The sequence below is a fragment of the Vibrio sp. 1557 genome (assembly GCF_033340175.1).
GTDB lineage: Bacteria > Pseudomonadota > Gammaproteobacteria > Enterobacterales > Vibrionaceae > Vibrio > Vibrio alginolyticus.
Genome location: NZ_JAWOVZ010000008.1, coordinates 87,242 through 113,144, shown reverse-complemented (window position 1 = coordinate 113,144; position 25,903 = coordinate 87,242). Strand labels below are relative to the sequence as shown.

Annotated in this window: 25 protein-coding genes; 14 read left to right on the top strand and 11 right to left on the bottom strand. The window is 44.8% G+C overall.

Going from position 1 to position 25,903, the window contains the following annotated elements:
* The first annotated feature begins 1 nt into the window (after position 1).
* Genes R7070_RS12225 through R7070_RS12200 form a run of 6 tightly spaced genes read left to right on the top strand, consistent with a single transcriptional unit; the run spans position 2 to position 6,232 of the window.
* Entirely contained in the window at positions 2-991 is a 990-nt protein-coding gene (locus tag R7070_RS12225; RefSeq protein WP_005385334.1) for a ketoacyl-ACP synthase III, read from the top strand.
* Positions 988-1,974, top strand: a complete 987-nt coding sequence (locus R7070_RS12220) for an NAD-dependent epimerase/dehydratase family protein (RefSeq protein WP_033905521.1) — start codon at positions 988-990, stop codon at positions 1,972-1,974. Before R7070_RS12225 ends, R7070_RS12220 begins: the two co-directional genes overlap by 4 nt.
* Positions 1,943-2,806, top strand: a complete 864-nt coding sequence (locus R7070_RS12215; RefSeq protein ID WP_005380307.1) for an MBL fold metallo-hydrolase — start codon at positions 1,943-1,945, stop codon at positions 2,804-2,806. Before R7070_RS12220 ends, R7070_RS12215 begins: the two co-directional genes overlap by 32 nt.
* Positions 2,794-4,062, top strand: a complete 1,269-nt coding sequence (locus tag R7070_RS12210; protein WP_213889679.1) for a F390 synthetase-related protein — start codon at positions 2,794-2,796, stop codon at positions 4,060-4,062. The genes R7070_RS12215 and R7070_RS12210 overlap by 13 nt, the downstream gene beginning before the upstream one ends.
* Positions 4,050-5,162 carry an ATP-grasp domain-containing protein gene (locus R7070_RS12205; protein WP_138939018.1) on the top strand — a complete coding sequence of 371 codons (1,113 nt, stop codon included), beginning with the start codon at positions 4,050-4,052 and terminating at the stop codon, positions 5,160-5,162. Before R7070_RS12210 ends, R7070_RS12205 begins: the two co-directional genes overlap by 13 nt.
* Positions 5,159-6,232: a hypothetical protein gene (locus R7070_RS12200; RefSeq protein WP_213889676.1), complete on the top strand. Its 1,074-nt coding sequence runs from the start codon at positions 5,159-5,161 to the stop codon at positions 6,230-6,232. The genes R7070_RS12205 and R7070_RS12200 overlap by 4 nt, the downstream gene beginning before the upstream one ends.
* A gap of 106 nt (positions 6,233-6,338) precedes the next feature.
* Here R7070_RS12200 and R7070_RS12195 read toward each other — a convergent pair whose 3' ends face one another.
* The 3 genes from R7070_RS12195 to R7070_RS12185 form a co-directional block, all read right to left on the bottom strand.
* Positions 6,339-7,925 carry an AbgT family transporter gene (locus R7070_RS12195; protein WP_005380301.1) on the bottom strand — a complete coding sequence of 529 codons (1,587 nt, stop codon included), beginning with the start codon at positions 7,923-7,925 and terminating at the stop codon, positions 6,339-6,341.
* 229 nt (positions 7,926-8,154) lie between these two features.
* Positions 8,155-8,280, bottom strand: coding sequence for a type B 50S ribosomal protein L36 (gene ykgO / locus R7070_RS12190; RefSeq protein ID WP_005380299.1), 126 nt, complete (start codon positions 8,278-8,280; stop codon positions 8,155-8,157).
* A gap of 3 nt (positions 8,281-8,283) precedes the next feature.
* Entirely contained in the window at positions 8,284-8,544 is a 261-nt protein-coding gene (locus R7070_RS12185; RefSeq protein WP_005380295.1) for a type B 50S ribosomal protein L31, read from the bottom strand.
* 123 nt (positions 8,545-8,667) lie between these two features.
* Between R7070_RS12185 and tsaA the strand changes: the two genes are divergently transcribed.
* The 5 genes from tsaA (at position 8,668) to R7070_RS12160 (ending at position 12,547) form a co-directional block, all read left to right on the top strand.
* Positions 8,668-9,363: a tRNA (N6-threonylcarbamoyladenosine(37)-N6)-methyltransferase TrmO gene (tsaA, locus tag R7070_RS12180; protein ID WP_025768239.1), complete on the top strand. Its 696-nt coding sequence runs from the start codon at positions 8,668-8,670 to the stop codon at positions 9,361-9,363.
* 111 nt (positions 9,364-9,474) lie between these two features.
* Positions 9,475-11,190, top strand: coding sequence for a proline--tRNA ligase (locus R7070_RS12175; RefSeq protein WP_005380292.1), 1,716 nt, complete (start codon positions 9,475-9,477; stop codon positions 11,188-11,190).
* Positions 11,191-11,369: 179 nt separating this feature from the next.
* Complete coding sequence (locus R7070_RS12170) at positions 11,370-12,038, top strand: tellurite resistance TerB family protein (protein WP_005380291.1); 669 nt, start codon at positions 11,370-11,372, stop codon at positions 12,036-12,038.
* 111 nt (positions 12,039-12,149) lie between these two features.
* On the top strand, positions 12,150-12,356 hold the full coding sequence (locus tag R7070_RS12165) for a YaeP family protein (RefSeq protein WP_005391765.1): 207 nt from the start codon (positions 12,150-12,152) through the stop codon (positions 12,354-12,356).
* Entirely contained in the window at positions 12,356-12,547 is a 192-nt protein-coding gene (locus tag R7070_RS12160; protein ID WP_005380289.1) for a DUF4250 domain-containing protein, read from the top strand. Before R7070_RS12165 ends, R7070_RS12160 begins: the two co-directional genes overlap by 1 nt.
* Positions 12,548-12,651: 104 nt before the next feature.
* On the opposite strand, the gene R7070_RS12155 is transcribed toward R7070_RS12160, so the two are convergent.
* A complete protein-coding gene (locus R7070_RS12155) occupies positions 12,652-14,016 on the bottom strand; it encodes a sodium-dependent transporter (RefSeq protein ID WP_033905531.1) in 1,365 nt (454 codons plus the stop codon).
* 378 nt (positions 14,017-14,394) lie between these two features.
* On the opposite strand from R7070_RS12155, the gene R7070_RS12150 reads away from it, so the two are divergent.
* Entirely contained in the window at positions 14,395-16,941 is a 2,547-nt protein-coding gene (locus R7070_RS12150; RefSeq protein WP_213874854.1) for an Ig-like domain-containing protein, read from the top strand.
* 90 nt (positions 16,942-17,031) lie between these two features.
* On the opposite strand, the gene R7070_RS12145 is transcribed toward R7070_RS12150, so the two are convergent.
* Positions 17,032-17,775 (bottom strand): YggN family protein, encoded by a 744-nt coding sequence (locus R7070_RS12145; protein WP_005385316.1) that lies wholly within the window; start codon positions 17,773-17,775, stop codon positions 17,032-17,034.
* Positions 17,776-17,836: 61 nt separating this feature from the next.
* Entirely contained in the window at positions 17,837-18,316 is a 480-nt protein-coding gene (locus R7070_RS12140) for a GreA/GreB family elongation factor (RefSeq protein WP_053349827.1), read from the bottom strand.
* Between the two features lie 76 nt (positions 18,317-18,392).
* Here R7070_RS12140 and R7070_RS12135 point away from each other — a divergent pair, with 76 nt between their 5' ends.
* On the top strand, positions 18,393-20,318 hold the full coding sequence (locus tag R7070_RS12135) for an ATP-dependent DNA helicase RecQ (RefSeq protein ID WP_256900255.1): 1,926 nt from the start codon (positions 18,393-18,395) through the stop codon (positions 20,316-20,318).
* Here R7070_RS12135 and dinB read toward each other — a convergent pair.
* On the bottom strand, positions 20,315-21,379 hold the full coding sequence (dinB, locus tag R7070_RS12130; protein ID WP_025768236.1) for a DNA polymerase IV: 1,065 nt from the start codon (positions 21,377-21,379) through the stop codon (positions 20,315-20,317). The two genes, R7070_RS12135 and dinB, sit on opposite strands and share 4 nt — an antisense overlap.
* Positions 21,380-21,455: 76 nt before the next feature.
* Positions 21,456-21,689 carry a DUF2789 domain-containing protein gene (locus R7070_RS12125; protein WP_005380277.1) on the bottom strand — a complete coding sequence of 78 codons (234 nt, stop codon included), beginning with the start codon at positions 21,687-21,689 and terminating at the stop codon, positions 21,456-21,458.
* 187 nt (positions 21,690-21,876) lie between these two features.
* Between R7070_RS12125 and R7070_RS12120 the strand changes: the two genes are divergently transcribed.
* Positions 21,877-23,094: a response regulator gene (locus R7070_RS12120; protein WP_005380276.1), complete on the top strand. Its 1,218-nt coding sequence runs from the start codon at positions 21,877-21,879 to the stop codon at positions 23,092-23,094.
* A 158-nt stretch (positions 23,095-23,252) separates the two neighbouring features.
* On the opposite strand, the gene nqrM is transcribed toward R7070_RS12120, so the two are convergent.
* The 3 genes from nqrM to nqrF all read right to left on the bottom strand — a co-directional run bounded on the left by nqrM (position 23,253) and on the right by nqrF (position 25,894).
* Positions 23,253-23,486, bottom strand: coding sequence for a (Na+)-NQR maturation NqrM (nqrM, locus tag R7070_RS12115; RefSeq protein WP_005380273.1), 234 nt, complete (start codon positions 23,484-23,486; stop codon positions 23,253-23,255).
* Between the two features lie 22 nt (positions 23,487-23,508).
* Positions 23,509-24,513 (bottom strand): FAD:protein FMN transferase, encoded by a 1,005-nt coding sequence (locus tag R7070_RS12110; protein ID WP_005380272.1) that lies wholly within the window; start codon positions 24,511-24,513, stop codon positions 23,509-23,511.
* A gap of 157 nt (positions 24,514-24,670) precedes the next feature.
* Positions 24,671-25,894, bottom strand: a complete 1,224-nt coding sequence (gene nqrF, locus R7070_RS12105) for an NADH:ubiquinone reductase (Na(+)-transporting) subunit F (RefSeq protein WP_005380271.1) — start codon at positions 25,892-25,894, stop codon at positions 24,671-24,673.
* Between the last annotated feature and the right edge of the window lie 9 nt (positions 25,895-25,903).

Sequence of the window (25,903 nt, the reverse complement as noted above, 5' to 3'; positions counted from 1 at the left end):
AATGGGCTTTAACATCGTTTCCAGTGGAAGCTACCTGCCAACGAATCAATGGTCTGATCGAGAGATGGATCACTTCCTAAAATTAGCGCCAGGGACCTGCCGAAATAAATTCGACGTTGAATATCGTCATGTAGCCAATACAAAAGAGACCGCTATTTACATGGCGGTGCAGGCAATAGAGCAGTGTTTAGGAAACACACATACCTTAAGCTCCGTTGATCTCCTTATCTACGCTAGCGGTACACACCACCAGTCTCTACCCTACGACGCTTCAGCGGTTCTCGCCGCGTTAGACGCTCCAACATGGCTAGAAAGCTTTGATTTGAACAGCACCTGTTTATCCTTTCTCTCTGCGCTTGATCTTGCTCAGAGTCTATTCTTAGCAAAACGGTACCGTCGGATTCTTATTGTCACCAGCGAACTCGCCACTGGCATCACACTGAATCGAAATTTTACGCTCAAACCAGAAGTTGCAACCTTATTCGCGGACGGTGCCGCCGCATTTTTGCTCGAAGAACACAACGATGATGGATTGCTCACCAGTCACTTTGAAACGCATCATACCGGGTATTCATTTTGTCAAATTAAGGGCGGAGGTAGTCATATCAATCCGCATACCTCCGAGCATCAAGCCTATTTAAAAAGTTGCCAGTTTGAGATGGAGGGCAAAGCACTCTTTAAGCATGTGCGTAAAGCCTTACCAGCGTTTCTAAAAAAAGGGTTTGACGCCTCTCCGGTAACACTCGGCGATATTGATTATTTTCTTCCTCATCAAGCCAGCGCGCATGGATTAAAAAAACTGCCTTCACTCACCGGGCTACCAACAGAGAAAACCGTTAATCACTTTTCGACTTTGGGAAACCAAGTCGCCGCCTCACTCCCAATTAACTTACACTGGCTGCGTAATCAGCCAGAAACCGCAGGAAAACATGTGTTATTAGCTGGCACCGCCGCAGGGTTGTCGCTAGGGATGGGAGTGCTAAAACTATGAAGATATTGGTCACTGGTGGCAGCGGGATGTTGGGTAGCGCAATTCTGAGAATGTTTCACCAGCAACATGAACTGCACTTTACAGCACGAAACACAGTCATCGCTAAACAACTCGCCGAGCAATTCGATGTTATCCCACATATAGTCGATTTAAGAGACCACTCAGCAGTTCATGCGGTATGCCAAGGTATGGATGCAATCATCCATTGTGCCGCTCTCTCAAGCCCATGGGGAAAGTGGCAGGCGTTTTATCAAGCCAATGTAGATGCCACCAAAAACCTCGTCAATGCGGCTAATACCCATCAAATCTCGCGTTTTATCCATATTTCCTCCACCAGCGTCTACTTTGACCATCAAGACCGTTGGAATATTCGAGAAACCGACGCCATAGCTTCATACTGGTGTAATGATTACGCACACACAAAATACCTATCGGAAATTGAAGCCGTAAAAGGCCAAAGCAAAGCGATCATTTTAAGACCGCGTGGCATTTTTGGACCCAATGATCGCGCGATTATCCCAAGAGTGCTTAAGGCGATAAAAAACAACACTCTGCTTCTGCCATCGGGTAGAAATCCTGTGGTTGATCTGACCTATGTCGACAACGTTGCCCATGCAGCGATGCTCGCTTGCACTCAGGCAGACCGACTTCAGCATGGTGATGTGTTCAACATTTCCAACAACGAACCAATGCCAATTGAGACTGTTCTGCAAGCTTTATGTGAGGGGTTAAACCTAAAAGTAACGTTACAATCATTACCATACGGTGTGGTATCACCATTATTAAAGCTCAGTGAGCAAATACGAAGGCACTTACCACATCAGCCAGAACCAAGGCTCACCTCATACAGCGCAGGATTGTTTAACTATCATCAAACTCTGGATATCAGCAAGGCTAAACAAACACTGAATTACCAACCGCTTTTTTCAATTCAAGAAGGAATACAGCAGTATGCAAACTGGTCTAAAAATAAAAATCTTTGAGGCTGGACACTGCGTACACCCAGGCTTTGTTGTCAAACCAGGTTCTGGTATCAAGCCTAGAGCATTTCCGGCAGCCGTTGCGTTAATTCAGCACCCAACACAAGGCAACATCCTGTTTGACACGGGATATCACGAGCATTTTTTTAGCGCGACTCGTCCCTTCCCTGAACGTTTTTATGCTTGGACAACACCTTGTCGCTATAAAAAAGAACACGGAATTGTTGCGCAGTTAGCAAAAGAAAGTCTCAAACCTCATGATATTGAACACTTAGTGCTCTCCCACTTCCATGCTGATCACATTGCTGCCGTGTCTGAGTTTTCCCACTCTCAATTGCATTGCCAACAAAAAGGGGTAGATGCAATTACTAAAAGTGGTCGAATTGGAGGCGTAAGAAAAGGATACCTAAAAGCTCTACTTCCTCCACAGCTTGAACCTAACTTATTCATTCATAGTGATTTTTCTGTACCAATCAGCCAAATTCTTCCTCAGTGCCAAGGTGTTAATTTGCTCTGTAAAGACATGTTCGACGATGGATTTATTTATATGGTTAGCTTGCCAGGCCATGCAGCTGGCCAAGTGGGCTTGCTAGTTAAAAGAGACCAAAGTTGGCTGTTCTTACTCGCCGATGCATGCTGGTTAATCGAGAGCTTGAGTGAAAATATCGATCAACATTGGCTGGCGAACATGCTTTGCGATGATACAAAAGCCTATAAAAACACCCTCTCCGAGTTGAGAAGTTGCTACCAACAAACCCACCACTTTGTTCGCTTCGTGCCTTCACATTGTCAGGAAACTATCCAGCAGCTAATCAAAGAAGGATGGATGAAGTGAGAACGCTTATCTCAGAATTCTGGCGAACCCGCTACCGCCCCTTCGGCTCAAGGGAACAAGTCGAAACATGGCAGCAACAACACTTAACGCAGCACTTGGATTGGGTATGCCGTCATTCACCGTATTACCGCTCACTTCAAGGTGCACCACTCAGTGATTTCCCTATCATGAATAAGCAAACCATGATGGAGAACCTCTCGGAGTTGAATACGAAAGGCTTAGATGCTGAACAGCTAATGCAACAAGCACTCGACGCAGAACAGTCACGCAACTTCGCCGCTTCGAAAGTTGGCGATGTTACTGTTGGGCTTTCTTCGGGCACATCAGGCATGCGCGGGTTGTTTCTTGCTGACAAACAGGAAACACAACTATGGGCTGGCAATATATTGGCTCGCCTGTTGCCCAACCTATGGCAAAAACACCGAATTGCTCTAGCCTTGCGCGCCAACAGCCCACTGTATAAATCCGTCGCGAAAGGGCCTGTAACATTTTTTTATGCCGATTTAACCAAACCTTACCAAGAATGGATAAAAGAGCTGGATGAGTTCCAACCCACGCTTTTGGTTGGTAGTGCGCAAGCTCTTCAGCTCTGCGCCCAGTTCAGCGGTCAATTTGGTCAACCCGCAATTCAACCACAGCGGATCATTTCTGGTGCAGAAGTCCTAACCGAGAGTGACCGTCACTTTATTTCTCAACGGTTCGACAGCGAACTCCATGAAGTCTATCAATGTACTGAAGGTTTTCTTGCATGTACGGATCAGCATGGACAAATGCGCTGGAATCAAGATGTTGTTTACATCGAAAAACATTGGCTGAATACCGAACGTACTCATTACAGCCCAATCATTACCGATTTTCGTCGTAAAACTCAGCCAATTATTCGTTATCAGCTCGACGATATTATTGAGAATAAACAGGATAATGGCGTATTTGAACCTCTTGGCACGGTTGCCGGACGATGTGGTGATCGCCTCACGCTAAACGCAAACCACGTCCCAGTTACGGTGTTACCAGATCTCATCTACCGCGCTATAACACTATCTGCCAAAGGTCGCGTGGATTACCGAATCACCCAAACAGGGTCACAAGCCATTCAAATTGAAGCGGATGTTCACCACCATCGGGTTATACACCAAGCCTTGATAAAGTTGTTTGACCAATTGCGGCTTGATCCTGTCAGATTCAGTTACCGCCCTGCGCCTATTTGGACGCCAATGAATAAACAACGACGTGTGGTGAACATATGCGGGTCTTAATCACCGGAGCCCGAGCACCAGTTGCACTAGAGTGGGCAACCATGTGTATTCATCATGGACATGACGTAATTCTCACCGATTCGCTAAAAAAACCTCTAGGATCGTTTTTGCGAGGCATCGAGTCTTATATCCCCACCGCTTCACCTCGATTTGCGTTTCCCACCTATCAACAGCAGATCCTAAAAATCATTACTCAGATGCGTATTGATATAGTGATACCCACTTGTGAAGAAGTTTATTACTTGGCTCATGTTGCCAAACAATGCCCAGAAGTAGATTTTTTTCTGCCCAATGTGGGACTACTCAATGCCCTGCACAACAAGTTGACCGTCTTTGAACAGCTTCAAAGTTTGCCAGAAATCACACTTCCAAAAACTCGTTTGGTCGCTGATAAAAGTGAGATTGAAATTAATAAGAGAACCGTTCTAAAGCCCGTTTACTCTCGGTTTGGCGGGCAAGTCATAAGAGATGTGACAACTCAGTCTATTTCTGCCGCCACGATATCGCCCCTTTACCCTTGGGTTCAGCAACAAAAAATCCATGGGACTCCGGTGTGTAACTATGCCATTTTTGAACATGGTGACCTTAAAGCACACCAAGCTTATGTGCCGAAATACTGTGTAAACGGCTCGGCCGCCAGTGCTTTTCAGCCGATCTCGTGCGAACGACTAGATACATTTATCGCAGCTTTTGGTAAACGTCATACTTATCATGGGCAAGTGTCGTTTGACTTCATCAAATCACAAGATGAACTCTACGTGATTGAATGTAACCCAAGAGCCACCAGTGGTTTGCACCTACTCTCGTCTCGATGCAACCAACTGCTTCCTAATATGGAGTTTACCAGTCCTTCCAAGCAGCGATTGCATCATTTAGGTCCAATAACACTCATCGCGAAAGGTGGATTATCCCTGTTCAAGGCTCGAACTTGGCAAGATTGGTGGTCTGGAGTGAATGTGATGCAACAGCATAACTTACCGGCCGGGAGCCAAATCCGGAGTATGTTTGAATTACTCCGGTTAGCTAGGCAGAACAAGACGAAGTGGAGCGACGCTTCTACCGTTGATATTGAGTGGAATGGAGAGGCATTGAACTCATGACACTTTCCTCTCAAGAATGGCATAAAACTTTTTTCACTCTTATGCAGTCGAATCCCATTGATGAATGCACAGCAAGCTTTGGTTGCTACTATATCGATGATGTTGCCATTCCCTACTCCGTAACACCAAAAATACCAAACAACTGTTATGCCGTGTCCCCTATGACACTGCTTAGTGGCTACGCCGAAGAAGAGCTTCACAAAGTCAAAAATGTGGTTGTTCGATGGGTATGTAAGTTACTTATTAATATGACTAAACCAATCTTATCACTGGCTGGATTGGATCAAGTCCAAACGCTCAACAATCAGTGCTTGTCCACCAATATGTATAGCGAACAATGGGCAGCCTTAAATCTCGATGAACTGCGTCGCGTCGCACTCGATCAATACCCCACCTTTCCCTTGGTGCTTCGCTCCCTCAACCAGCGTCAGCATTTATACTTAATTCAGCGATTGAAGCAGCCAAAATGGCAAAGCTTGGTAACACGACAAGTGTATTTACTTGATGATTGGCAAGCGTTCAGCTTCAACCGAGATTTAACGAAAGACTTCAAACTGCTTAATGATAAAGATTGGCAGTTTAGGTCACTGACCACTGATGAAGAATTTCAGCGTGCCAAAGAGTTATATGACATGCTTTACCTTGATAAATACAGCCTCAATAACATCCAGTTTTCAAGCCAATATTTAAAACAGGCGAGCCAGAACAAATTAGTACATTTAGTGGGACTGTTTTATCAAGAAGAGATGCTGGCTACGTTAGGCATTGTAGAAATTGATAATGATATGACTTGCCCAATTTTTGGCTACGATACCAATAAGCCACAACGCCTCGCATTGTATCGTCGAATATCGGCCTATACCATCCGCCATGCCATGATATACCAGCGTCGCTTTAATATGAGCTCAGGCGCTCCGGCTTTTAAACGCAACAGAAAAGCCCGGCCAGAAATTGAATTTAGCTATGTTTATATTGCGCACTTACCTTGGTACAAACGCATAATTTGGAAAAGCTTGTGCTGGCTCACTCAGCACTTTTATCGCCCTTTGTTGATACGTTTTCAGCTATAAACCGACATCTATAATCAGGTAAGCCTGCGTACACAGTCTCAATCGATAAAAAAGCCTGCGACGTTCGCAGGCTTTTTATAATGGAGCTGTGTGAGGTAACCGTTTTCTACGGTGTGTAGTATGTTGCTGCGCCAGGGCCTACTGGTAAACCAAATACGAATACCCATAGGTAGAACAGCACACTCCAACCTACAATGAAGCAGATTGAGTAAGGTAGCATGGTCGCGATCAGCGTACCGATACCTAAGTTCTTCATGTAACGAGTCGCTACGGCAAGAATCAAACCAAAGTAGCTCATCATTGGAGTAATGATGTTTGTCGTCGAGTCACCAATTCGGTAAGCAGCCTGAATCGTTTCCGGTGCATAACCAACAAGCATCAACATAGGAACAAAAATCGGAGCCGTTACTGCCCACTGTGCCGATGCCGAACCAATCATTAGGTTGATAAATCCACACATCAGGATGAAGGCAAAGAACAACATTGGGCCAGTTAAGCCAATTTCTTGCAGGAAGCTAGCGCCAGCAACCGCGAATACCTGACCGAAGTTAGTCCATTTAAAGAAAGCAACGAACTGAGCCGCAAAGAAAACTAATACAATGTACATGCCCATAGAAGACATAGATTTCGCCATTGCATCAATTACATCGCGATCCGTCTTCATCGTGCCAACAACTTTACCAAACACAAAGCCTGGAATAGCAAAGAACACAAAGATGAATGCCACGATACTTTTCAGGAATGGTGAACCTGCAATTGTACCTGCATCAGAACGTAGAATGCCGTCTTCTGGAACAACCGTCCAAGCAAGCAGCGCTGAAACAACCAGTACAGCAACACCTGCTAGTTTTAGGCCTTTCTTCTCAATGTCTGTTAAGCCACCCATTTTGTCGTTCGACAAATCTTCTGAGGCTTCTTCTTCACTGTATTTGCCAAGCTTTGGCTCAACAATTTTTTCAGTAACAAACGCACCTGTGATTGCAATGAAGAATGTCGACACAAACATGAAGTACCAGTTAACTTCTGGACCAACAGTGTAAGTTGGGTCAATCATTTGCGCCGCCGTTTCAGTAATGCCTGACAACAGCGGGTCAACCGTACCAATAAGTAGGTTTGCTGAGTAACCACCAGATACACCAGCGAACGCCGCAGCAAGACCGGCAAGTGGATGACGACCTAAAGAATGGAACAGCATTGCAGCCAGTGGAATAAGTACCACATAGCCAAGCTCTGATGCCGTATTTGAAATGATACCCGCGAAAACGACCGTCACTGTTACCATGCGTTGAGATGCACCCATTACTAAGCCACGCATTGCTGCAGATAGCAAGCCTGAGTATTCAGCAATAGCAACACCCAACATCGCAACCAATACCGTACCCAAAGGTGCAAAGCCGACAAAGTTTTTCACTAGATTGGTAACGATTAGTTCAAGGCCATCAGCGTTAAGCAAGCTAACGACATGAATCATGCCATCCGCGGCACGACCTTTTGCACCCTCAGGACGAGGATCAACTACGGAAACTTCGAAGTATCCTGCAATACCCGACATCACCAGAATGGCTAAACAGAAAATGGCAAATAGTGTGATCGGGTGGGGTAATAAGTTCCCCAAATATTCGACAGTATCCAAAAAGCGCGTAAACAGCGGCTTCTTAGGCGAGTTTTGTTTAATTGAATCAGATGAACTCATCTGTTCCCTCCTTGTTTTTATTCCTATGCAAATGTGACAAAAATGTCAAAAAGCGTGCGAAGGGTACTTGAGTAGAAGGTCAAATAAAAGCCCTAAATGTTACAAACTGTGACAAACAGAGGCATTTATAACCAACATTGAATAAAAATGTAGATATTTCATCCATGTAAGATAATTAACTCAACATTATCAATTAAACAAAACCATAAGTTAGATATATGCAGGTTGATTACTTTTGCACAGCTTTGAATCTCGGGTTCGTTTTACAAATGACATAAAGACGCCCTCTCCGTTTTACAATCTGGCAATCCGGATGACGACTTTTTGCACTTTTTAATGATTTTACTACCTTCATGATTTATTCCTTTTCGCTCTTAAATTGACCAAAACGACGGTTGAAGTTCGCAATGCGACCTTCGGTTTGTACAACGCGCTGTTTACCGGTGTAGTACGGGTGAGAAGCTGACGACACATCTAACGTAAAGTAAGGGTAAGTTTTGCCATCTTTCCATTCTATGGTTCTCTCCGTTTTCAACGTAGAACCAACGACAAAGTACTTATCTACACTGGTGTCGTGGAACACCACAGGACGATATTCAGGGTGGATTCCTGGTTTCATAATACTTTTCCTTTTAATTGAATTGTTATGTTATAACATTTTAATTAATAATCATTATCAACAAGAAAAGCAAGAGAAATTTGTGATACTTTTCATCTCAATGAATTCTTAAAGATGTCCACCATGTATTCCATCGAACCCATCGGCGTCATTGAGACACCGTACAAAGAAAAGTTTGCAGTTCCGCGCCAACCACGCTTAGTACCAGAGGCTAAAGCACGCGTAAAACTGTTAGGTGCAGCAAATAGCCCTGAAGCAGTGCGTGGGCTAGAACAGTTCTCTCACGTTTGGTTGTTGTTTCTATTTGATCAGAATCTGGAAGCTGGTTGGAAACCAACTGTACGTCCGCCACGATTAGGCGGCAATGAACGAATTGGTGTCTTTGCCTCGCGCTCGACTTTCCGTCCAAACGGAATCGGAATGTCAGCCGTTGAAGTGAAAGGAGTCACTAAGCAAGGCGATCAAATCTATCTTGATTTAGGCAGTGTAGATCTCGTGGATGGGACACCGATTGTGGATATTAAGCCTTATATTCCCTATTCGGATTCTATTTCGGAAGCACAAGGCGGATACGCAGACCAAGAACCAGAAAAGTCACAAGTCACCTTTTCTGCTCAAGCATTAGCAACGATAGAAAATCGACCCGATACTGACTATGTAAGATCAGTCATTGAACAAGTTCTGGCACAAGATCCTCGCCCTGCATATAAGAAAAACAAGCCGGACGACAAAGAATATGCGGTAAATTTGTTCGACTTGAACGTAAAGTTCACAGCAACAAGCAACTTAATAACGGTTACCGCTATTGAAAGCTTTTGACAAACGCAATTGGCTGATATTATAGACGGCTAACAAATTTCCCTTTAGGGAACTCCCATACTCCTGCTTATTCAAGCTTGAGTATCTAACTTAAATAAACGGATAAATTTAATGCGTACCAGTAATTATCTTCTTTCTACTCTGAAGGAGACTCCAAACGACGCAGAAGTAGTGAGCCACCAGCTCATGCTACGTGCAGGTATGATCCGTAAGCTGGCTTCAGGTTTATACACCTGGCTACCTACTGGTCTACGTGTACTGCGTAAAGTCGAAAACATCGTTCGTCAAGAAATCGACAATGCAGGCGCAGTCGAAACTTTGATGCCCGTTGTTCAGCCGTTTGAACTATGGGAAGAGACAGGCCGCAGCGAAAAGATGGGTCCTGAGCTACTTCGCTTTACTGACCGTCATGTTCGTCCGTTTGTACTTAGCCCAACCGCTGAAGAAGTGATCACTAGCCTTGTTCGCAATGAAGTGAGCTCTTACAAACAGCTTCCGCTAAACCTGTACCAAATCCAAACCAAATTCCGTGACGAACGTCGTCCACGCTTCGGTGTAATGCGTTCACGTGAATTCTCAATGATGGATGCGTACAGCTTTGACATTGATAAAGACGGACTACAAAAGTCATACGACGCAATGCATGATGCTTACTGTAAAGCATTCGATCGCATGGGTCTGGATTACCGTCCTGTACTTGCAGATAGCGGTGCTATCGGTGGTAGCGGCTCTCAAGAGTTCCACGTACTGGCTGAAAGCGGCGAAGATATCATCGCATTTTCTAGCGAGTCAGATTACGCGGCAAACATTGAAAAAGCAGAAGCACTAGCTCCAGCCTCTGAGGCTGCGGCACCAACACAAGAAATGACGTTGGTTGATACGCCAAACGCGAAAACAATCGCTGAATTGGTTGAGCAGTTCGAACTACCAATTGAAAAAACAGTGAAAACACTGTTTGTGAAAGCATCTGACGAAGTTGATGCGCCAATCATCGCGCTTATTATTCGTGGTGATCATGAACTGAACGAAGTGAAAGCAGAAAACCTTCCTCAGGTTGCAGCTCCACTGGAAATGGCATCTGAAGAAGAAATTCGTGCGCTTATCGGTGCAGGCCCTGGTTCACTAGGCCCTGTTGGCCTTAAACTGCCGTTCATTGTTGACCGCAGCGTTGCGGTAATGAGCGACTTCGGTGCGGGCGCGAACATCGATGGCAAACACTACTTCGGTATTAACTGGGGTCGTGATGTAGAGCTTGGCCAAGTTGAAGACCTACGTAACGTTGTGGAAGGTGACCCAAGCCCATGTGGCAAGGGCATTATCCAGCTTAAGCGTGGTATCGAAGTTGGCCATATCTTCCAACTAGGTAACGCTTACTCCGCAGCGATGAACTGTGGTGTACTGGGTCCTGATGGTAAGAACGTCATCCTAGAAATGGGTTGTTACGGTATCGGTATCACTCGCGTAGTAGCGGCTGCTATTGAACAAAACCACGACAAATACGGCATCATCTGGCCAGATGCAATCGCACCATTCCAGGTAGCGATCGTTCCAATGAACATGCACAAGTCAGAAGAAGTGAAAGAAGCCGCTGAGAAATTGTACGCTGAGCTAACGGCAATGGGCATCGAAGTGCTATTTGACGACCGAAAAGAACGCCCAGGCGTAATGTTCTCTGACATGGAGCTTATTGGTGTACCGCATACCATTATTATCGGTGACCGCTCAATGAAAGAAGGCAACTTCGAATACAAGAACCGTGCTACTGGTGAGAAAACAGCAGTCGCAATGACTGACATTGTTGAGCACGTAAAAGCTCAACTAAAGTAAGCACTCGACGAGTTCGCATTTGAAGTAGTTTCAAATAGTTAAAAAGGGTTGGCTTCGGTCAGCCCTTTTTTATTACAGCTCAACGCCCTCCCTCGACCTTTTTCGAACTATTCACTTTGTTAATCTTTGGTTCAGCTTCTTGCTATTAAACTGATTTCATCATCTAAAGGAGGTCAGTTATGGATTTAAAAAGTCTTCTAAACCAAGCACTCAAATCAGACTTACTTAAGCAAGGTGCAGATGCATTGGGCAAACAAACCAACAACATCAAATCCTCATCAAATTCAAGTAGCCTAAAAACGCTAGGAGCAGGTGCTGTAGGCGGAGGCCTCATCGGTATGCTGATGGGCTCAAAGAAAAGTAAAAAAATGACTAAAAAAATAGGGTCAAGCGCATTAAAAGTCGGTGGCGCAGCTGCGCTTGGAGCCTTGGCCTACAAAGTGTATAACGACTGGCAAGCCAAGCAATCCGGTCAAGGTGTTCAAGAAACCTTTGACCCCGATGACAGTAAACACAGTGTCTTAATTTTAAAAGCAATGATTGGAGCTGCAAAAGCTGATGGTCACGTTGATGAAGAGGAAATGGCTCGCATTGAACAAGCTCTCGCGGATATGGGCGCAGATGAGCACGTTCGTCACCTCGTTCAGCAAGAGTTAAACAAACCGCTTGATCCTGCTGAAATTGCTAATCAGGCGACCTCTCCTCAACAAGCGTCAGAAATTTACCTGGCGTCTTTGATCGTCGCTGATGAACAAAACTTTATGGAAAAAGCGTATCTGCAAGAACTAGCAAAACAACTTCAACTTTCGCCAGAAGTCACTCAGCAGTTAGAAGCACAAATGCAGTGATTAAATCTCGCTCAAGCAAACCTTCAACTTGAGCCAAAACAACTCTGTACTTTGAGTTTCAAATCCGCTGTGTGTATATTGAGATAAGTTATCATTTAGTGGAAAGAAAACATGCAAGTATACGGCTGTTGTGAACTGGTTCGTGAGCTTTATGCTCAGATTGGTAGTGGCGATCAAGCTTATATTCCCCAAGCAATTTCATGTGCAGTTAAAGCACTGAACGATGTTGCAGCGGATGAGTCCCTGCCTAAAGAAGTGCGTGAAAAAGCGGCATTTGCTGCGGCAAACCTACTGATTTCAGATTTTGAGGATAAGTAATGAATCTAGCGAACTTTGAATCCATGGATCCTGTCATGCTGATGAGCATTGTGAATATGAAGCTACGCGACGACTTCGGTGGTGACTTAGATAAACTGGTGGCTTTCTTCGATATCGAACGCACAGCACTGGAGACAAAACTGGCTTCTGCTGGTTTTGACTTTCTTCCAGAAGCAGGACAATTCCGTTAATCAACACCATTCTTGGCGGATAACCGAAACGAGAATAACCAATATGAAAAAGGGCTTGATGAGTTACCATCAAGCCCTTTTCTTTTATTCGATAGGCGTCTCGGTTAGCCAAATGAAGCCCAGATGACTGTCGCCACAAGAATTGGACATACAAACTTCACATACGCAGGCCATAACTTACCAAACCAACCTTGCGTAAACTCCGGGCAACCTTGCTCAAGCTCTTTGATTTTTGAGTTGCGATTCCATACCCAACCACCAAATAAGCAGAATAAGAGCGCAGCGGTTGGTTGTAGATACTGAGTAGCAACCGTCGCGACCATACCAAATAGAGCACCAAAATTATAAACAATCACCACACTGAACAAAGCAATGAGACCACCTAAAACCCAGCTCGTTGCGCTGCGCTTAGTATTGAAGCGCTCACTCACTAAAGCCACTGGACACTCTAACATTGAAATGGAAGACGTTAGCGCCGCAATCGTCAGCAATAAGAAGAACACAATAGAGAATAATTGACCAAGCAAACCTAAACTATCAAACATTAGTGGCAATACCGTAAACACTAACGTATCTGAGCTTAAGAGAGAGCCATCTTCTGCATAGATTTGAACGCCCTTTTGCATTGCTACAAACATCGCTGGCATCACCACTAACCCTGCAATGAAAGCAACGGCAGTATCTACCATGGTCACGTTCATCGCCATCTTTGGTAGGTTTTCTTTCTTACTCAAGTAAGATCCGTAAATCAACATTGAGCAGCCACCGATCGTAAGCGAGAAGAAGCCCTGTCCCATTGCGGCAAGAATCAACTTGCGGTCCCATACCTTTTCAAAATCCGGCACTAGGTAATGTTTCAGACCTTCCATCGCACCGTTTTGCGTCATGATGTAAGCAAATAGCAGAGCAAACAGAACAAACAATGCTGGCATCAAACGTGTGGACCACTTCTCAATACCTTGTTTTACGCCACCTTGTACGATGAGAATCGTCAGTACATAAAAAGTAATGGTTCCGAACAAGTTACGTTCAACACTAAAGCCCTTTAGCCATTGAGTTGCAGCTTCTAACCCCATTAGATCTGTGATTGCACCCAGTAAAAAGCAGATCAACCAACCACCAACAATTGAATAAAACGCTAAGACAGCGCTTGGTACGCTTAAACCAATCCAACCCACAATGCCGCCGAGTTTTTTACCGGTAGGGTTATCTGTGATTGCACGCATACTGTCTACAGGGTTGGCTTGACCATGGCGACCAATCGCCATTTCAACCACCAGCATCGGAAATGCGACGATAAGAATCATCACCAAATAAACTAACAGGAAAGCACCGCCACCATTACTGGCTGCTTGAGTTGGGAAGCCCCAAATATTGCCAAGGCCAACTGCGGCACCTGCGGCAGCTAAGATGAACCCGAGACGAGAGCCAAAATGCTCGCGAGGCTGAGAAGAGGTTTGCTGTGTCATACTACTCACACAAAAAAATCATTGAACTAGCTAACTAGTACACTATAGCAATATTCACTATTCAACAAGAGCACCTCGGTTAAATCCTCGACAGTTGAAACAATTTGTAGTCATTCAGCTTGTAAATTTTAACGTACATCTCATATTCATCGCTCAAAAGCCTCGCGACTGTTGTTCGTTTTACGTGGCTGAATTTTACCAATCCTTCTGCCGTGAAGTGAGCCGAAAAATAATGAGCTCTGGTGTAAGGGACGAACTGTTCCTCGTGATACTGTGTCGAAAAGCAGAATATTGTGCTTCGCTTTTTCCCACTAATGTCTATTTATCAGCTAGTTATTACTCTGTTCTCATTTATACCCATGATTCAAGGAGAGGAAAATGAAGGTCACCCTACTTCACGGAGCGATGGTTGTAGCACTCAGCGCCAGCTACCAAGCTCAAGCCTATAACTGTCAAAGTCTACCCGACTGGGACAGCACTGCGACTTATACATCGGGCGCTTTAGTAAAAACGCAAGGAGCCGCTTATGAGGCTGCATATTGGACGCAAGGCAATGATCCCGTGACCAACTCAGGATCTTGGGAAGCATGGAAAGCGTTAGGGCAATGTGATGGTGGAAGCAACAATTTATCACCAACGGTGTCGTTCTCCTCTCCAATAAACAACGCACAAATTCCCGAAGGCAGTGCGATCACTTTGTTAGCCAACGCAGCTGACGAAGATGGCCAAATCACACAAATTGAGTTTGTTGCAGGCAACCAAACCGTTGCTGTGGTAACTCAAGCACCATTCGAAGCTTCTTGGACAGCTATTGAAGGGATCTCGCAATTGACCGCAATTGCGACAGATAATGAGGGAGCTGTTAGCACCACGACGATTTCTATCCAAGTTCAACCACAAGTCGAATTACCGCCACCAAGCATTTCATTGACAAGCCCAGTAGGCACAGAAGTGCTTAATGTAGGCGATAACCTAACCGTAGCCGCTCAAGCTGACGATATTGATGGTGTGGTCACACAAGTTGAGTTCTTCGTAAACAATCAATCTGTCGCCATTGATACTAGCGCACCTTACGAATATCAATGGACCGCTAGTCCAGGTACATACTCGTTCAAAGCACAAGCGACTGATGATACAAACCTCGCAACGATGAGCCAAGAAGTAGCGCTGGTTATTAGTAATTCAGAAACCGGAACGGGCGGATGTGCAGATGCAGTACCTTATGTGGCAGGCACAAGTTATCAAGCTGGCGACCTGGTTTCTCACTTCAACCAAAAATATCGTTGTGATGTTGCTGGTTGGTGCTCCTCGGATGCGACATGGGCTTACGAGCCTGGTGAAGGGCTATACTGGCAAGATGCTTGGAGTGGCCTAGGTGCTTGTTCGACACCACCGCAAGTTACCATTACGGCACCAACGGATGGACAAGTCGTGCTCGCTGGCAGCAATAACGAAATCACGGCAAACGCAAGCGATGCTGATGGCACAGTCACGCAAGTTGAGTTTTTTGCGAACAACACCAGCTTAGGGGTCACCACTCAAGCGCCATATTCCGTTACTTGGAACGCCACACTTATTGGCGCTAACCAGCTTAAAGCCGTCGCAACCGATAATGATAACAACACGTCAGAGTCCCTGGTTGGTGTGGAAGTCAGCGATAAAGATTTGGTCGTCTCTCTGACTTCACCAAGCAGCGGTCAGACCACCGGATTAGGCAAAAGCCTCGCATTAAGCGCCGATGCAACGTCTTTAACTTCAGGCATTAAACACGTTGATTTCATGATCAACGGCTCTATTGTTGCAACCGATACCACCGCACCTTACACAGCCAACTGGACACCAACTGCAATTGGTAACTTTACAGTTAGCGCCCAAGCTGTGGATTTGTCAGGAAGCAATGCATTGTCTGACGCCGCAGCAATAACAGTGGTTGAGCAAGTAGATAAACGCCATAAACTCATCGGTTACTGGCACAATTTTGTAAATGGAGCGGGCTGTCCAATTCGTCTAGCAGATATGGCAGATGCTTGGGATGTGATTGATATTGCCTTTGCTGAAAATGATCGCAACAGTGATGGCACCGTGCACTTTAATCTATATTCAGGCGATATTTACAGCGATTGTCCAGCACTCGATCCAACACAATTCAAGCAGGACATGGCAGCGCTTCAAGCTAAAGGTAAGAAGTTTGTTCTCTCTCTTGGCGGCGCAGAAGGCACGATTACGCTGAATACCGACCAAGATGAAGCCAACTTTGTCTCTAGCCTAACAGGTCTTATCGCTGAGTGGGGCTTTGATGGTCTAGATGTGGATTTAGAGAGTGGTTCTAACTTAGTTCATGGCTCGCAAATTCAAGCTCGCCTTGGTCGTGCTTTGCTTCAAATAGAGCAAAACATGGGTGGCGATATGTACCTAACCATGGCGCCTGAGCACCCTTATGTTCAAGGTGGTTATGTGGCTTACAGCGGTATTTGGGGGGCGTACATCCCTGTGATTAACGAGACACGCAGCACGCTCGACTTGCTTCACGTCCAGTTATATAACAACGGTGGTTTGCCAAACCCATACTTGCCAAGCAGTGCACCAGAAGGCTCTGTGGATATGATGGTAGCGCAATCTAAAATGCTTATCGAAGGCTTTGAATTGGCCGACGGCACTCAGTTTGCACCACTACGTGATGATCAAGTCGCAATCGGCTTACCTTCAGGTCCTAGCTCGGCAAATTCAGGGCAGGCTCCGACACAGAATATTATCAGCGCACTAGATTGTTTAACCAAAGGCACTTCATGTGGCACCGTTAAGCCAGCGTTCAATTACCCGAATTATGCAGGAGTAATGACATGGTCTATCAACTGGGATCAGCATGATGGTTTTAACTTCTCAAAACCTGTCGGCGATAAGCTCACCAAGATGAACGCGCAATAAGCAACCAAAGAACAAGCGAGTAAAACGCAAAGAGAGCACAATAGTGCTCTCTTTCTTTATCTCATCGAGTTTTTACTTTTTAATGAGTAATTAAATCGTAAATACTCGGTAATCTTTTAGCTCAGGGATTTTCTTCAACAAATCGTCTTCTTGCCCTGCCATGTCATCCAACGAGTCACACAAGTCTTCTGCTTGTTGCTCTACCTCTTTCGAATGCTCAGCTAAACGCTCTTCTACTTTCGCGCTGAGTTCAGCCATACTCTCCGATAATGCAGTGAGGTTTATTCCCCCCTCTTCCTTCATTTTTTTCGATAAAGCATCCAACGAACTCGCTAAAAACTCTTTATTGAAGATCTCTTGTGCTTTTGCAAAGTCTTCAGTCCACCCTTGTGTCATGGACTCAAAACTTTCCGCTGGTAGAATGAAATCGCCATCTTTGTAGTAACGTGATTCAACATCAGCGAAAAAGTCCTGTACTGCGACTTTGACGTTATCAAACGCGCCAGGTGCGTCTAGGCTTTCTGCGACATCATCGATGATGTCATTTGCAAGCGCTAAACCATCACTCGCCAACTGCTTTGCTTGTGGAATATACGCGTTCATTTTTTCGCGATAGTCTTCAATTGCCGCTTTTTGGTCGGCATTGAGTTCAATTAACTCACCTTTGATGAATAGATTGTTATCTTCATCCACGACAGCTTTATCACCTGTCGTTTGGCGAATTTCCAAGCTTTGCCCATCCATACGGACTTCATTATTGATGTCCACACGACACTGCGCTGCATAACCAGTAGCACTGACCATCAGCAATGAGAGTGTAAAAAGCTTTTTCATGTCATTCTCTTTTATTTAACATTACTCGTGTTAAACATAACACTGAGTGATACATGAGATGTCAGCAAACCGTCACGACTTCGTAACAAGTTGTTTTATCTCCTATTTTCACGTCAACCTCATCACCTTCTTCTTTTCCGAACAACGCTCGACCCAGAGGAGATTTAGCTGTTAAGACAAAGACTTCCTGAGCCTGATATTGAACAGTCAAACCACCAGAGCAAGGGCCTACAAAGAAGTGCTTTTCAAGCAAATTCTCATCTGCGAGAACAACGTAAGCGCCAACACCAACAGGCGCATTCTTAAAGTCGCGAGTCACTAAAGAACGATATTGACGCAATTCCTCTTCACTATCTTGGATTCGCATGGCTTGTCCATGAGCAAGATACGCGGCTTCAAGTGCCAATGTATCGTACTTGTGCTCGGGAACAGTTTCTTCATCTGTCGCGGCATCGATCGCTCGCTGAGCCGATGCATGGGCAACTTGAAGTTTTTCTTCCAGATGTTGGATGATAATTTGGACTAAGTCAGCTTTGTTCATACTTTTAGGACGCGCGTTTAGTATTCGGGGTGTGTTAATGTAGCCAAGTTTACCATCAAAGAAAGGTTTCCCTATTATGCAAAGTGACTCGCTGCATCAAACACTTCAATCTGTATTTGGTTTTGACTCATTACGCCAAGGTCAGCAACCCGTTATTGAAGCCGTTATGAATGGTTACTCTGCTGCGGCAATCTTTCCTACAGGCTCGGGGAAGTCACTCTGTTATCAACTACCTGCAACCATATTACCCAACCTTACGTTGGTGATCTCTCCGTTGTTGGCGTTAATGAAGGATCAACTGAGCTTTTTACAAAGTAAAGGAATCGCTGCCGCTTCTATCGATAGCAGTCAAAGTAGAGAAGAAGCACAACAGGTCATGGCTGGCGTGAAGAATGGACAAATCAAAATCTTGATGATTTCTGTTGAGCGGCTAAAAAATGAGCGTTTTCGTGAATTCATTCGCCAAGTACCGATTTCTTTGATGGTCATTGATGAAGCGCACTGTATTTCCGAATGGGGGCATAACTTTCGTCCAGATTATCTCAAACTACCGCAATATCAACGTGAACTGAACATCCCACAGTCTTTACTTCTCACCGCAACGGCAACGCCTGCAGTTATTGAAGACATGCAAAAAAAGTTCGATATTGCCAGTGAACATATTACCGTTACAGGCTTCTACCGCTCTAATCTGGATATCTCGGTGATCCCGTGTGAGGAAACAAAGAAACAAGAACAGCTCAGTGAGATCATCGCCTCTTCACCTAAGCTTCCGACCATCGTATACGTGACGCAGCAGCAAACAGCAGAACGAGTAGCAAAGTCATTAATCCATATTGGCATTAACGCTCACGCATACCACGCTGGCATGAAAAGCGACGTTCGTGAACAAATCCAACAGCAGTTCATGGATGGCCAAATTGACTGTATTGTTGCAACGATTGCATTTGGTATGGGGGTCGATAAATCTGATATTCGCCGCGTCATTCACTTCGACTTACCCAAATCAATCGAGAACTACGCACAAGAGATTGGACGTGCAGGCAGGGACGGGCAACGCTCTGAGTGCATTCTGCTAGGCAATACGTCCGGCTTAACGGTGTTGGAGAACTTTGTCTATGGCGACACACCAGAATTTACGTCAATTAACTATGTAGTCGAGCAAGCGAAAGAACATGCTCCACAATGGGAGGTAGTGCCACTGCGTTTGTCGCGTGAAAGTAATATCCGCCAATTGCCACTCAAAACCTTGTTGGTTTATTTGGAGCTACATAACGTCATTGAAGCAAAGTACAGTTACTTTGCGGAATATCGTTTTAAGTTTTTGCACGATCAGCAATTTATTGTGAATCAATTTCAAGGCGAGCGACGTCAATTTGTGGAGGCTATTTTTTCCTGCTCACAAAAAGCCAAAGTGTGGTGCCAAGTTGATCTAGAAGCGCTATGGATGAACTATCAATCGGAACGCAGCCGAGTTGTCGCAGCGCTCGACTATTTTCACCAGAACGGCTGGATAGAACTAGAGAGCAAACAACTGACGGACGTGTACTCAGTTATGCCAACCAAACAGAGCTCGGATGTTTTAATCCAACAACTGTATGAACTGTTCCAATCCAAAGAAAGCAAAGATATCGAAAGAATCCACACCATGCTGCACTTGTTCCAGTCCGAGCACTGTTTGAGCTCACAATTGGCGAACTACTTTGCGGATCACGATGCACCAAAGCAATGTGGTCACTGCTCCGTGTGTCGTGGTCACGTCGCCACATTCACAGCACCAGAACCTGAAGATATTGAACAATCTCAAGTATCGATATGGGCGCGGGAGTTTATTCAGCTTTCCCCATCGGCCATCAGTAATGATGCCGTTGCTCGCTTCTTGTGCGGAATCAGCACTCCTTTGATTAGCCAGCTAAAAGCCTCAAAGCTAGCAGGTTATGGTGCAATGGCAAATGTAAGTTTTGAGCAGGTATTAACGCAGGTAGAAACGGTAAGGGCCTAAAAAAAGCTCAATTGACGCGCTTGGTCTTCGGGCTTGAGCATCACGTTCAAGCCTAAAAGGCGAATTTCCCGTCCATTTTGGCGTTTAAGAATATCTCTTAGCAAGATCTTGAAGTCCTCAAGCTCTAATTGCGGATGGATGTGCTCAATTGTTGTCAGTTGAAAGTCGGCAAATTTGACTTTAATACCTTGTTTAATAATCGACTTATCTGGGCTTGCACGCTCTAAACGTTTCTCGAGTTCAGGATAAAGTTTCTCCTCAATCACTTGCCAACATTCATCATAGGTTGCGATGTTCTGGCTGAATGTCCTTTCCACACCAACGGACTTTCTCTCGCGCTCAACAACGACTTCTCGATTATCAATTCCATGGCTTCGCTGCCATAAGGAGGCACCCTGACGACCAAACTGCCTCAACAACTCTCGATAGTCACTGTTTTTAATGTCCTCACATCGATAAAAACCGGCTTGGTGGAGCTTCTCAAGACTCACCTTCCCCACACCAGGAATGTTCTCTAGCGGAAGACTATCGATAACCTCTTGGACTTTCTCTGGCGGAATCACAAACTGACCGTTGGGCTTGTTCATGTCTGACGCGACCTTGGCAAGAAACTTTATCGGAGCAATGCCCGCCGATGCCGTCAACCCAAGTTCACTCCAGATATCGCGGCGAATTGACTCTGCGATCAACGTAGCGGAGCCACGGCAAGCTGTCGAGTCCGTGACATCGAGGTATGCTTCATCCAATGAGAGAGGTTCAATGATAGGCGTATAACGCTCAAAAATAGCACGAATCTGCTGAGAGACTTGCTTATATACATGCATTCTACCGGGCACAACCAACAAATGAGGACAGAGTTGCAGCGCGCGCGCCGTTGACATTGCACTGCGAACACCATATTTACGCGCATCATAATTACAGGTGCTAATCACTCCACGCTGCTTTTCATGTCCGCCAACAGCGAGTGCAATGCCACGGTAACTGGGGTTATCTCTCATCTCTACGGCAGCATAAAAACAATCCATATCGACATGAATAATTTTTCTAATTCGATCTGACATAGCCATCAAAGCACTGTTCAAAAAAACAGTATAAATCAAATCTACCTCAAGAGAAATGGGCGTGTTTAAGCGAACGTCAATCTCGAAGCATTACGTCCAATTGATCGACTAATTCGGCCCAATCTGCATCTTCTTCGATGGCTTGTTTTAGAAAGTTCGCCTGTGACATCGTCCAAAAGCTAGCTTCATGTAAAGGCGCAGAATCTCTTTTGTGTCGATGTTGATTAATAAAATCTTTCATTTCTTGAGGAGAGCTACCGAGGCCCAGTTGTTGAAATAGCTCAGCCATACCATGTTGATGCATTTCCATACTACTTTCTCCCTACGTTAGCTAAACATAATTATATAACTAAGACAGGAATAATGATGTGATGTTAACGGATGCGTGTCAAACATTTGAGTAGTTGTTCTACTTTTGGTTGACATGTGTTTTTTGATGGCGATAAGTTTAATTTTAGTTATCATTGATTTTAAACAATTAATTTTGGGGACTGCGCTTGAGTAATAAGATTCTGGTTGTTGAAGATAGTCGTGCATTTAAAAACTTTCTTTGCCAAACAATAAGCCAAGCTGGTTATGAGGTCATCGCAGCGGAAAGCTACGCGGAGGCAAAGAACTTGTTATCTTCAGCACAGGACCTCTTCTGTGCGGTTTTAGACTATTGTTTACCGGATGCTCAAGATGGCGAGATTATTGACCTCGTTTTGGAACATGGTCATCGTGTCATTGTTTTAACGGCTCGATTTCAAGAAGACACTCGCGAAAAGATGCTTGCAAAAGGTGTCCTCGACTATATTTTGAAAGACAGCATGGCGTCCGTTTCCTATCTATTACCACTCCTCAAGCGACTAACCAACAATCAACAACACAAATGTTTAGTCGTTGATGATTCACACACCGTAAGAAGACACATTGCCCAACTTTTGGAGCATCAATATATTCAGACGTTGGAAGCTGACAATGGGCAAAAAGCCCTAGAGCTTGTCGAGCAAAATCCAGATATCACTCTCGTTTTAACCGACCATGATATGCCCGTTAAAGATGGCATTACTATGGTGCGTGAATTACGTCGGAAGTGGGATAAAAATCAATTAGCCATTCTCGGCTTGTCGGGTAGTAACTCTAAGACCATGACGGCTAGGTTTCTAAAAGCAGGGGCCAATGACTTTTTATACAAGCCATTTAATCAAGAAGAATTTTTTTGCCGTATTCACCAACTGTTAGATATCAAAGACGCAACATCTGAACTGTTTAAAATGGCAAATCAAGATGCGCTAACGGGCTTATGGAACCGCCGCTTTCTGTTTGAGCAACCCCATGTAGAAAACGCTCAAAGAAACATCGCGATGCTTGATATCGATTTCTTTAAGCAAGTAAATGATACACACGGACATGAGGGCGGCGATGCAGTGTTAGTCATGATAGCGAATATTCTAAAAATCTATTTTCCAAATGATATTGTCGCTAGGCTTGGTGGCGAGGAGTTTTGTATTCAAGCCAGTGGCGACTATGACGGCTTTCTAACACGCTTAGAACAAATGAGACAGCGCATAGAAAAAACGCCAATAACTTATTTGGACAAAAACATTCTTGTGACCGCGAGTATTGGTGTAAGCAACATCGAGGGGGAGCTGGAACAACAAATAAAAGTGGCGGATGAGCGACTTTACATGGCCAAAGAGAACGGACGTAACCAAATCATTTCTTCGTCCTAATGACTATCAGTGTGGTCTTGCTCTGTAACATGAGAGAAAGAAACAACAAAACACGGTATTGGGCTCTTTCTCGGACATCTGAGCTTTGGTTAGCTGCCTAAAAATAAAGCTCAGCAGAACGCTGAGCTTTATCACTTTCTTAGTACGATTAACCAATACTAAGCAATTCTATCTTTTTCCCACGCCGCCAATTTCTCAGCACGCGCAGCCTCGCGCGCTTCACGTTTTTTACGCGCATCGCAGGGTTCTGGACAATTACACACTTTTTCGATGCCAACTGCCCCTAAGCCACCACAGCTACCTTTCACGACTTTCTTTTGGAAAATGTATCCGACAGCCATTGCAGTGATTACCGCGACAAACACAGCAAAGGTAATTAGAAATGTATTCATAAAAACATGCTCACTTCTGTTGTTATTTCTTCATGAATGGCTTGTATGCTTCCGAAGCCAACTCTTTAAAACCATCTTCCGTTTTCACAATCATGAAAACAGGAATATTATTTTCGTTCGCAATTGCCATGCCTTTGTCTTCACCTAGCACCATAAGACCAGTTGCAAGACCATCAGCAGTCATCGACGATTTATCTAATACCGTTACAGACACCACTTTATGATGAATTGGTTTGCCTGTTCGTGGATTAATAATATGAGAGTATCTCACACCATTACTCTCAAAGTAATTACGATAGTCACCACTTGTTGCAATTGCCATGTCGCCTGGTTCAATAATTTCTTGAATTGAACGTTCATCAACGGTCGGTTTTTCAATTGCGATACGCCAAGGCACACCTTCACGATTGACACCTTTGAGACGCATTTCACCGCCAACTTCGACCATAAAGTTCTGTACCCCTTCAGATTGAAGGTAGTCAGCAACCACGTCAACCCCCCAACCTTTCGCAATCGTCGATAGGTCGACGTACAAGTTAGGAAGGTCTTTGGACAGTGTATTACCATCAACAGATAGGTGGTGAATACCGGTATTTGCTTTGCGAGCAGCGAGTTCTTCATCGGTTGGAACTACATCTGGACGAGCTTCTGGACCAAACCCCCACAGGTTAACTAGAGGGCCGACCGTCACATCCAATGCACCTAAAGTAAGACCGTTAAGGCGAATTGCTTCTTTCACTACCGTTGCAGTTTGTGTCGAAACTGTAAATGGCTCGCTCGTTTGATGCTGATTAAAACGACTTAACTCTGAGTCGTCACGATAGGTCGACATTTGGTCATTAACCTCTTCCAATAAGCGATCAATTTCTGTCTGCATCGCTTTTGGCGTTGGAATACCATCTTGCTCGATATACTTGATGTTGTAAGAAGTCCCCATGGTAGGGCCACTTAAATGAATTTGATCGGCAGGCTGCTCACAGCCAGCCAAAATCAATAGAGAAGCAAATGCAACAAGCCACTTTTTCACTTGTTAACTCCCAATGTTGTTGAATTGATATGGGAAATAGGATCAATCCTTTCAATCCGATTACCTATATCAACTGTTGAGTATCAGTTTTATGTCTATAAAAAATAATGGCTAGCTCTCTTGGAGAGCTAGCCATAGATTCAATCACTTGGAGGAATTAACCACCGAAGTCATCTAGTAGGATGTTTTCATCCTCTACACCTAGATCTTTTAGCATGCCGATTACAGCAGCGTTCATCATAGGTGGACCACACATGTAGTATTCACAGTCTTCTGGCGCTTCGTGATCACGTAGGTAGTTCTCGTAAAGAACGTTGTGAATAAAGCCAGTGTAACCATCCCAGTTATCTTCTGGAAGTGGATCAGACAGTGCACAGTGCCATACGAAGTTGTCATTCTCAGCTTGTAGCATATCGAAGTCTTCTACGTAGAACATTTCACGCTTAGAACGTGCGCCGTACCAGAAAGACATCTTACGCTTAGAGTGCAGACGCTTAAGTTGGTCGAAGATGTGTGAGCGCATTGGAGCCATACCAGCACCACCACCAACGAATACCATTTCTGCATCTGTATCTTTCGCAAAGAACTCACCAAATGGACCAGAAATAGTACACTTGTCGCCTTCTTTTAGAGACCAGATGTACGAAGACATGATGCCTGGTGGTACGTCTGGGTTGTTCGGCGGCGGAGTTGCGATACGAACGTTAAGCATGATGATACCGTGCTCTTCTGGGTAGTTAGCCATAGAGTATGCACGAATGGTCTCTTCATTAACTTTAGACTCGTAACGGAAAAGGTTGAACTTCTCCCAGTCTTCACGGTATTCCTCAGGAATATCGTAGTCTGCGTATTTCACGTGGTGAGCAGGAGCTTCAATCTGGATGTAACCACCAGCACGGAAAGGTACTGATTCGCCATCTGGAATTTGCAGCTTAAGCTCTTTGATGAATGTCGCTTTGTTATCGTTAGAGATAACAGTACATTCCCACTTCTTAACGCCGAAGATTTCTTCAGGAAGCTCGATATCCATGTCAGTTTTCATTGCAACCTGACACGCTAGACGCTCACCTTCACGCGCTTCACCTTTAGTAATATGGTCAAGCTCGGTTGGTAGGATGTCGCCACCACCTGATTTAACTTTTACGCGACACTGACCACATGAGCCACCGCCACCACAAGCAGAAGATACGAATACGCCAGCACCTGCTAGAGCACTCAGTAGCTTACCACCTGGTTGTGTAACGATCGCCAGAGAAGGGTCATCGTTCACAGAAATTGTAATGTCACCTGTTGGTACAAGCTTAGACTTAGCGAAAAGAATCACTAGTACTAGTGCTAGTACGATCAGAGTAAACATCACTACACCAAGAATAATGTCCATTGACTATTC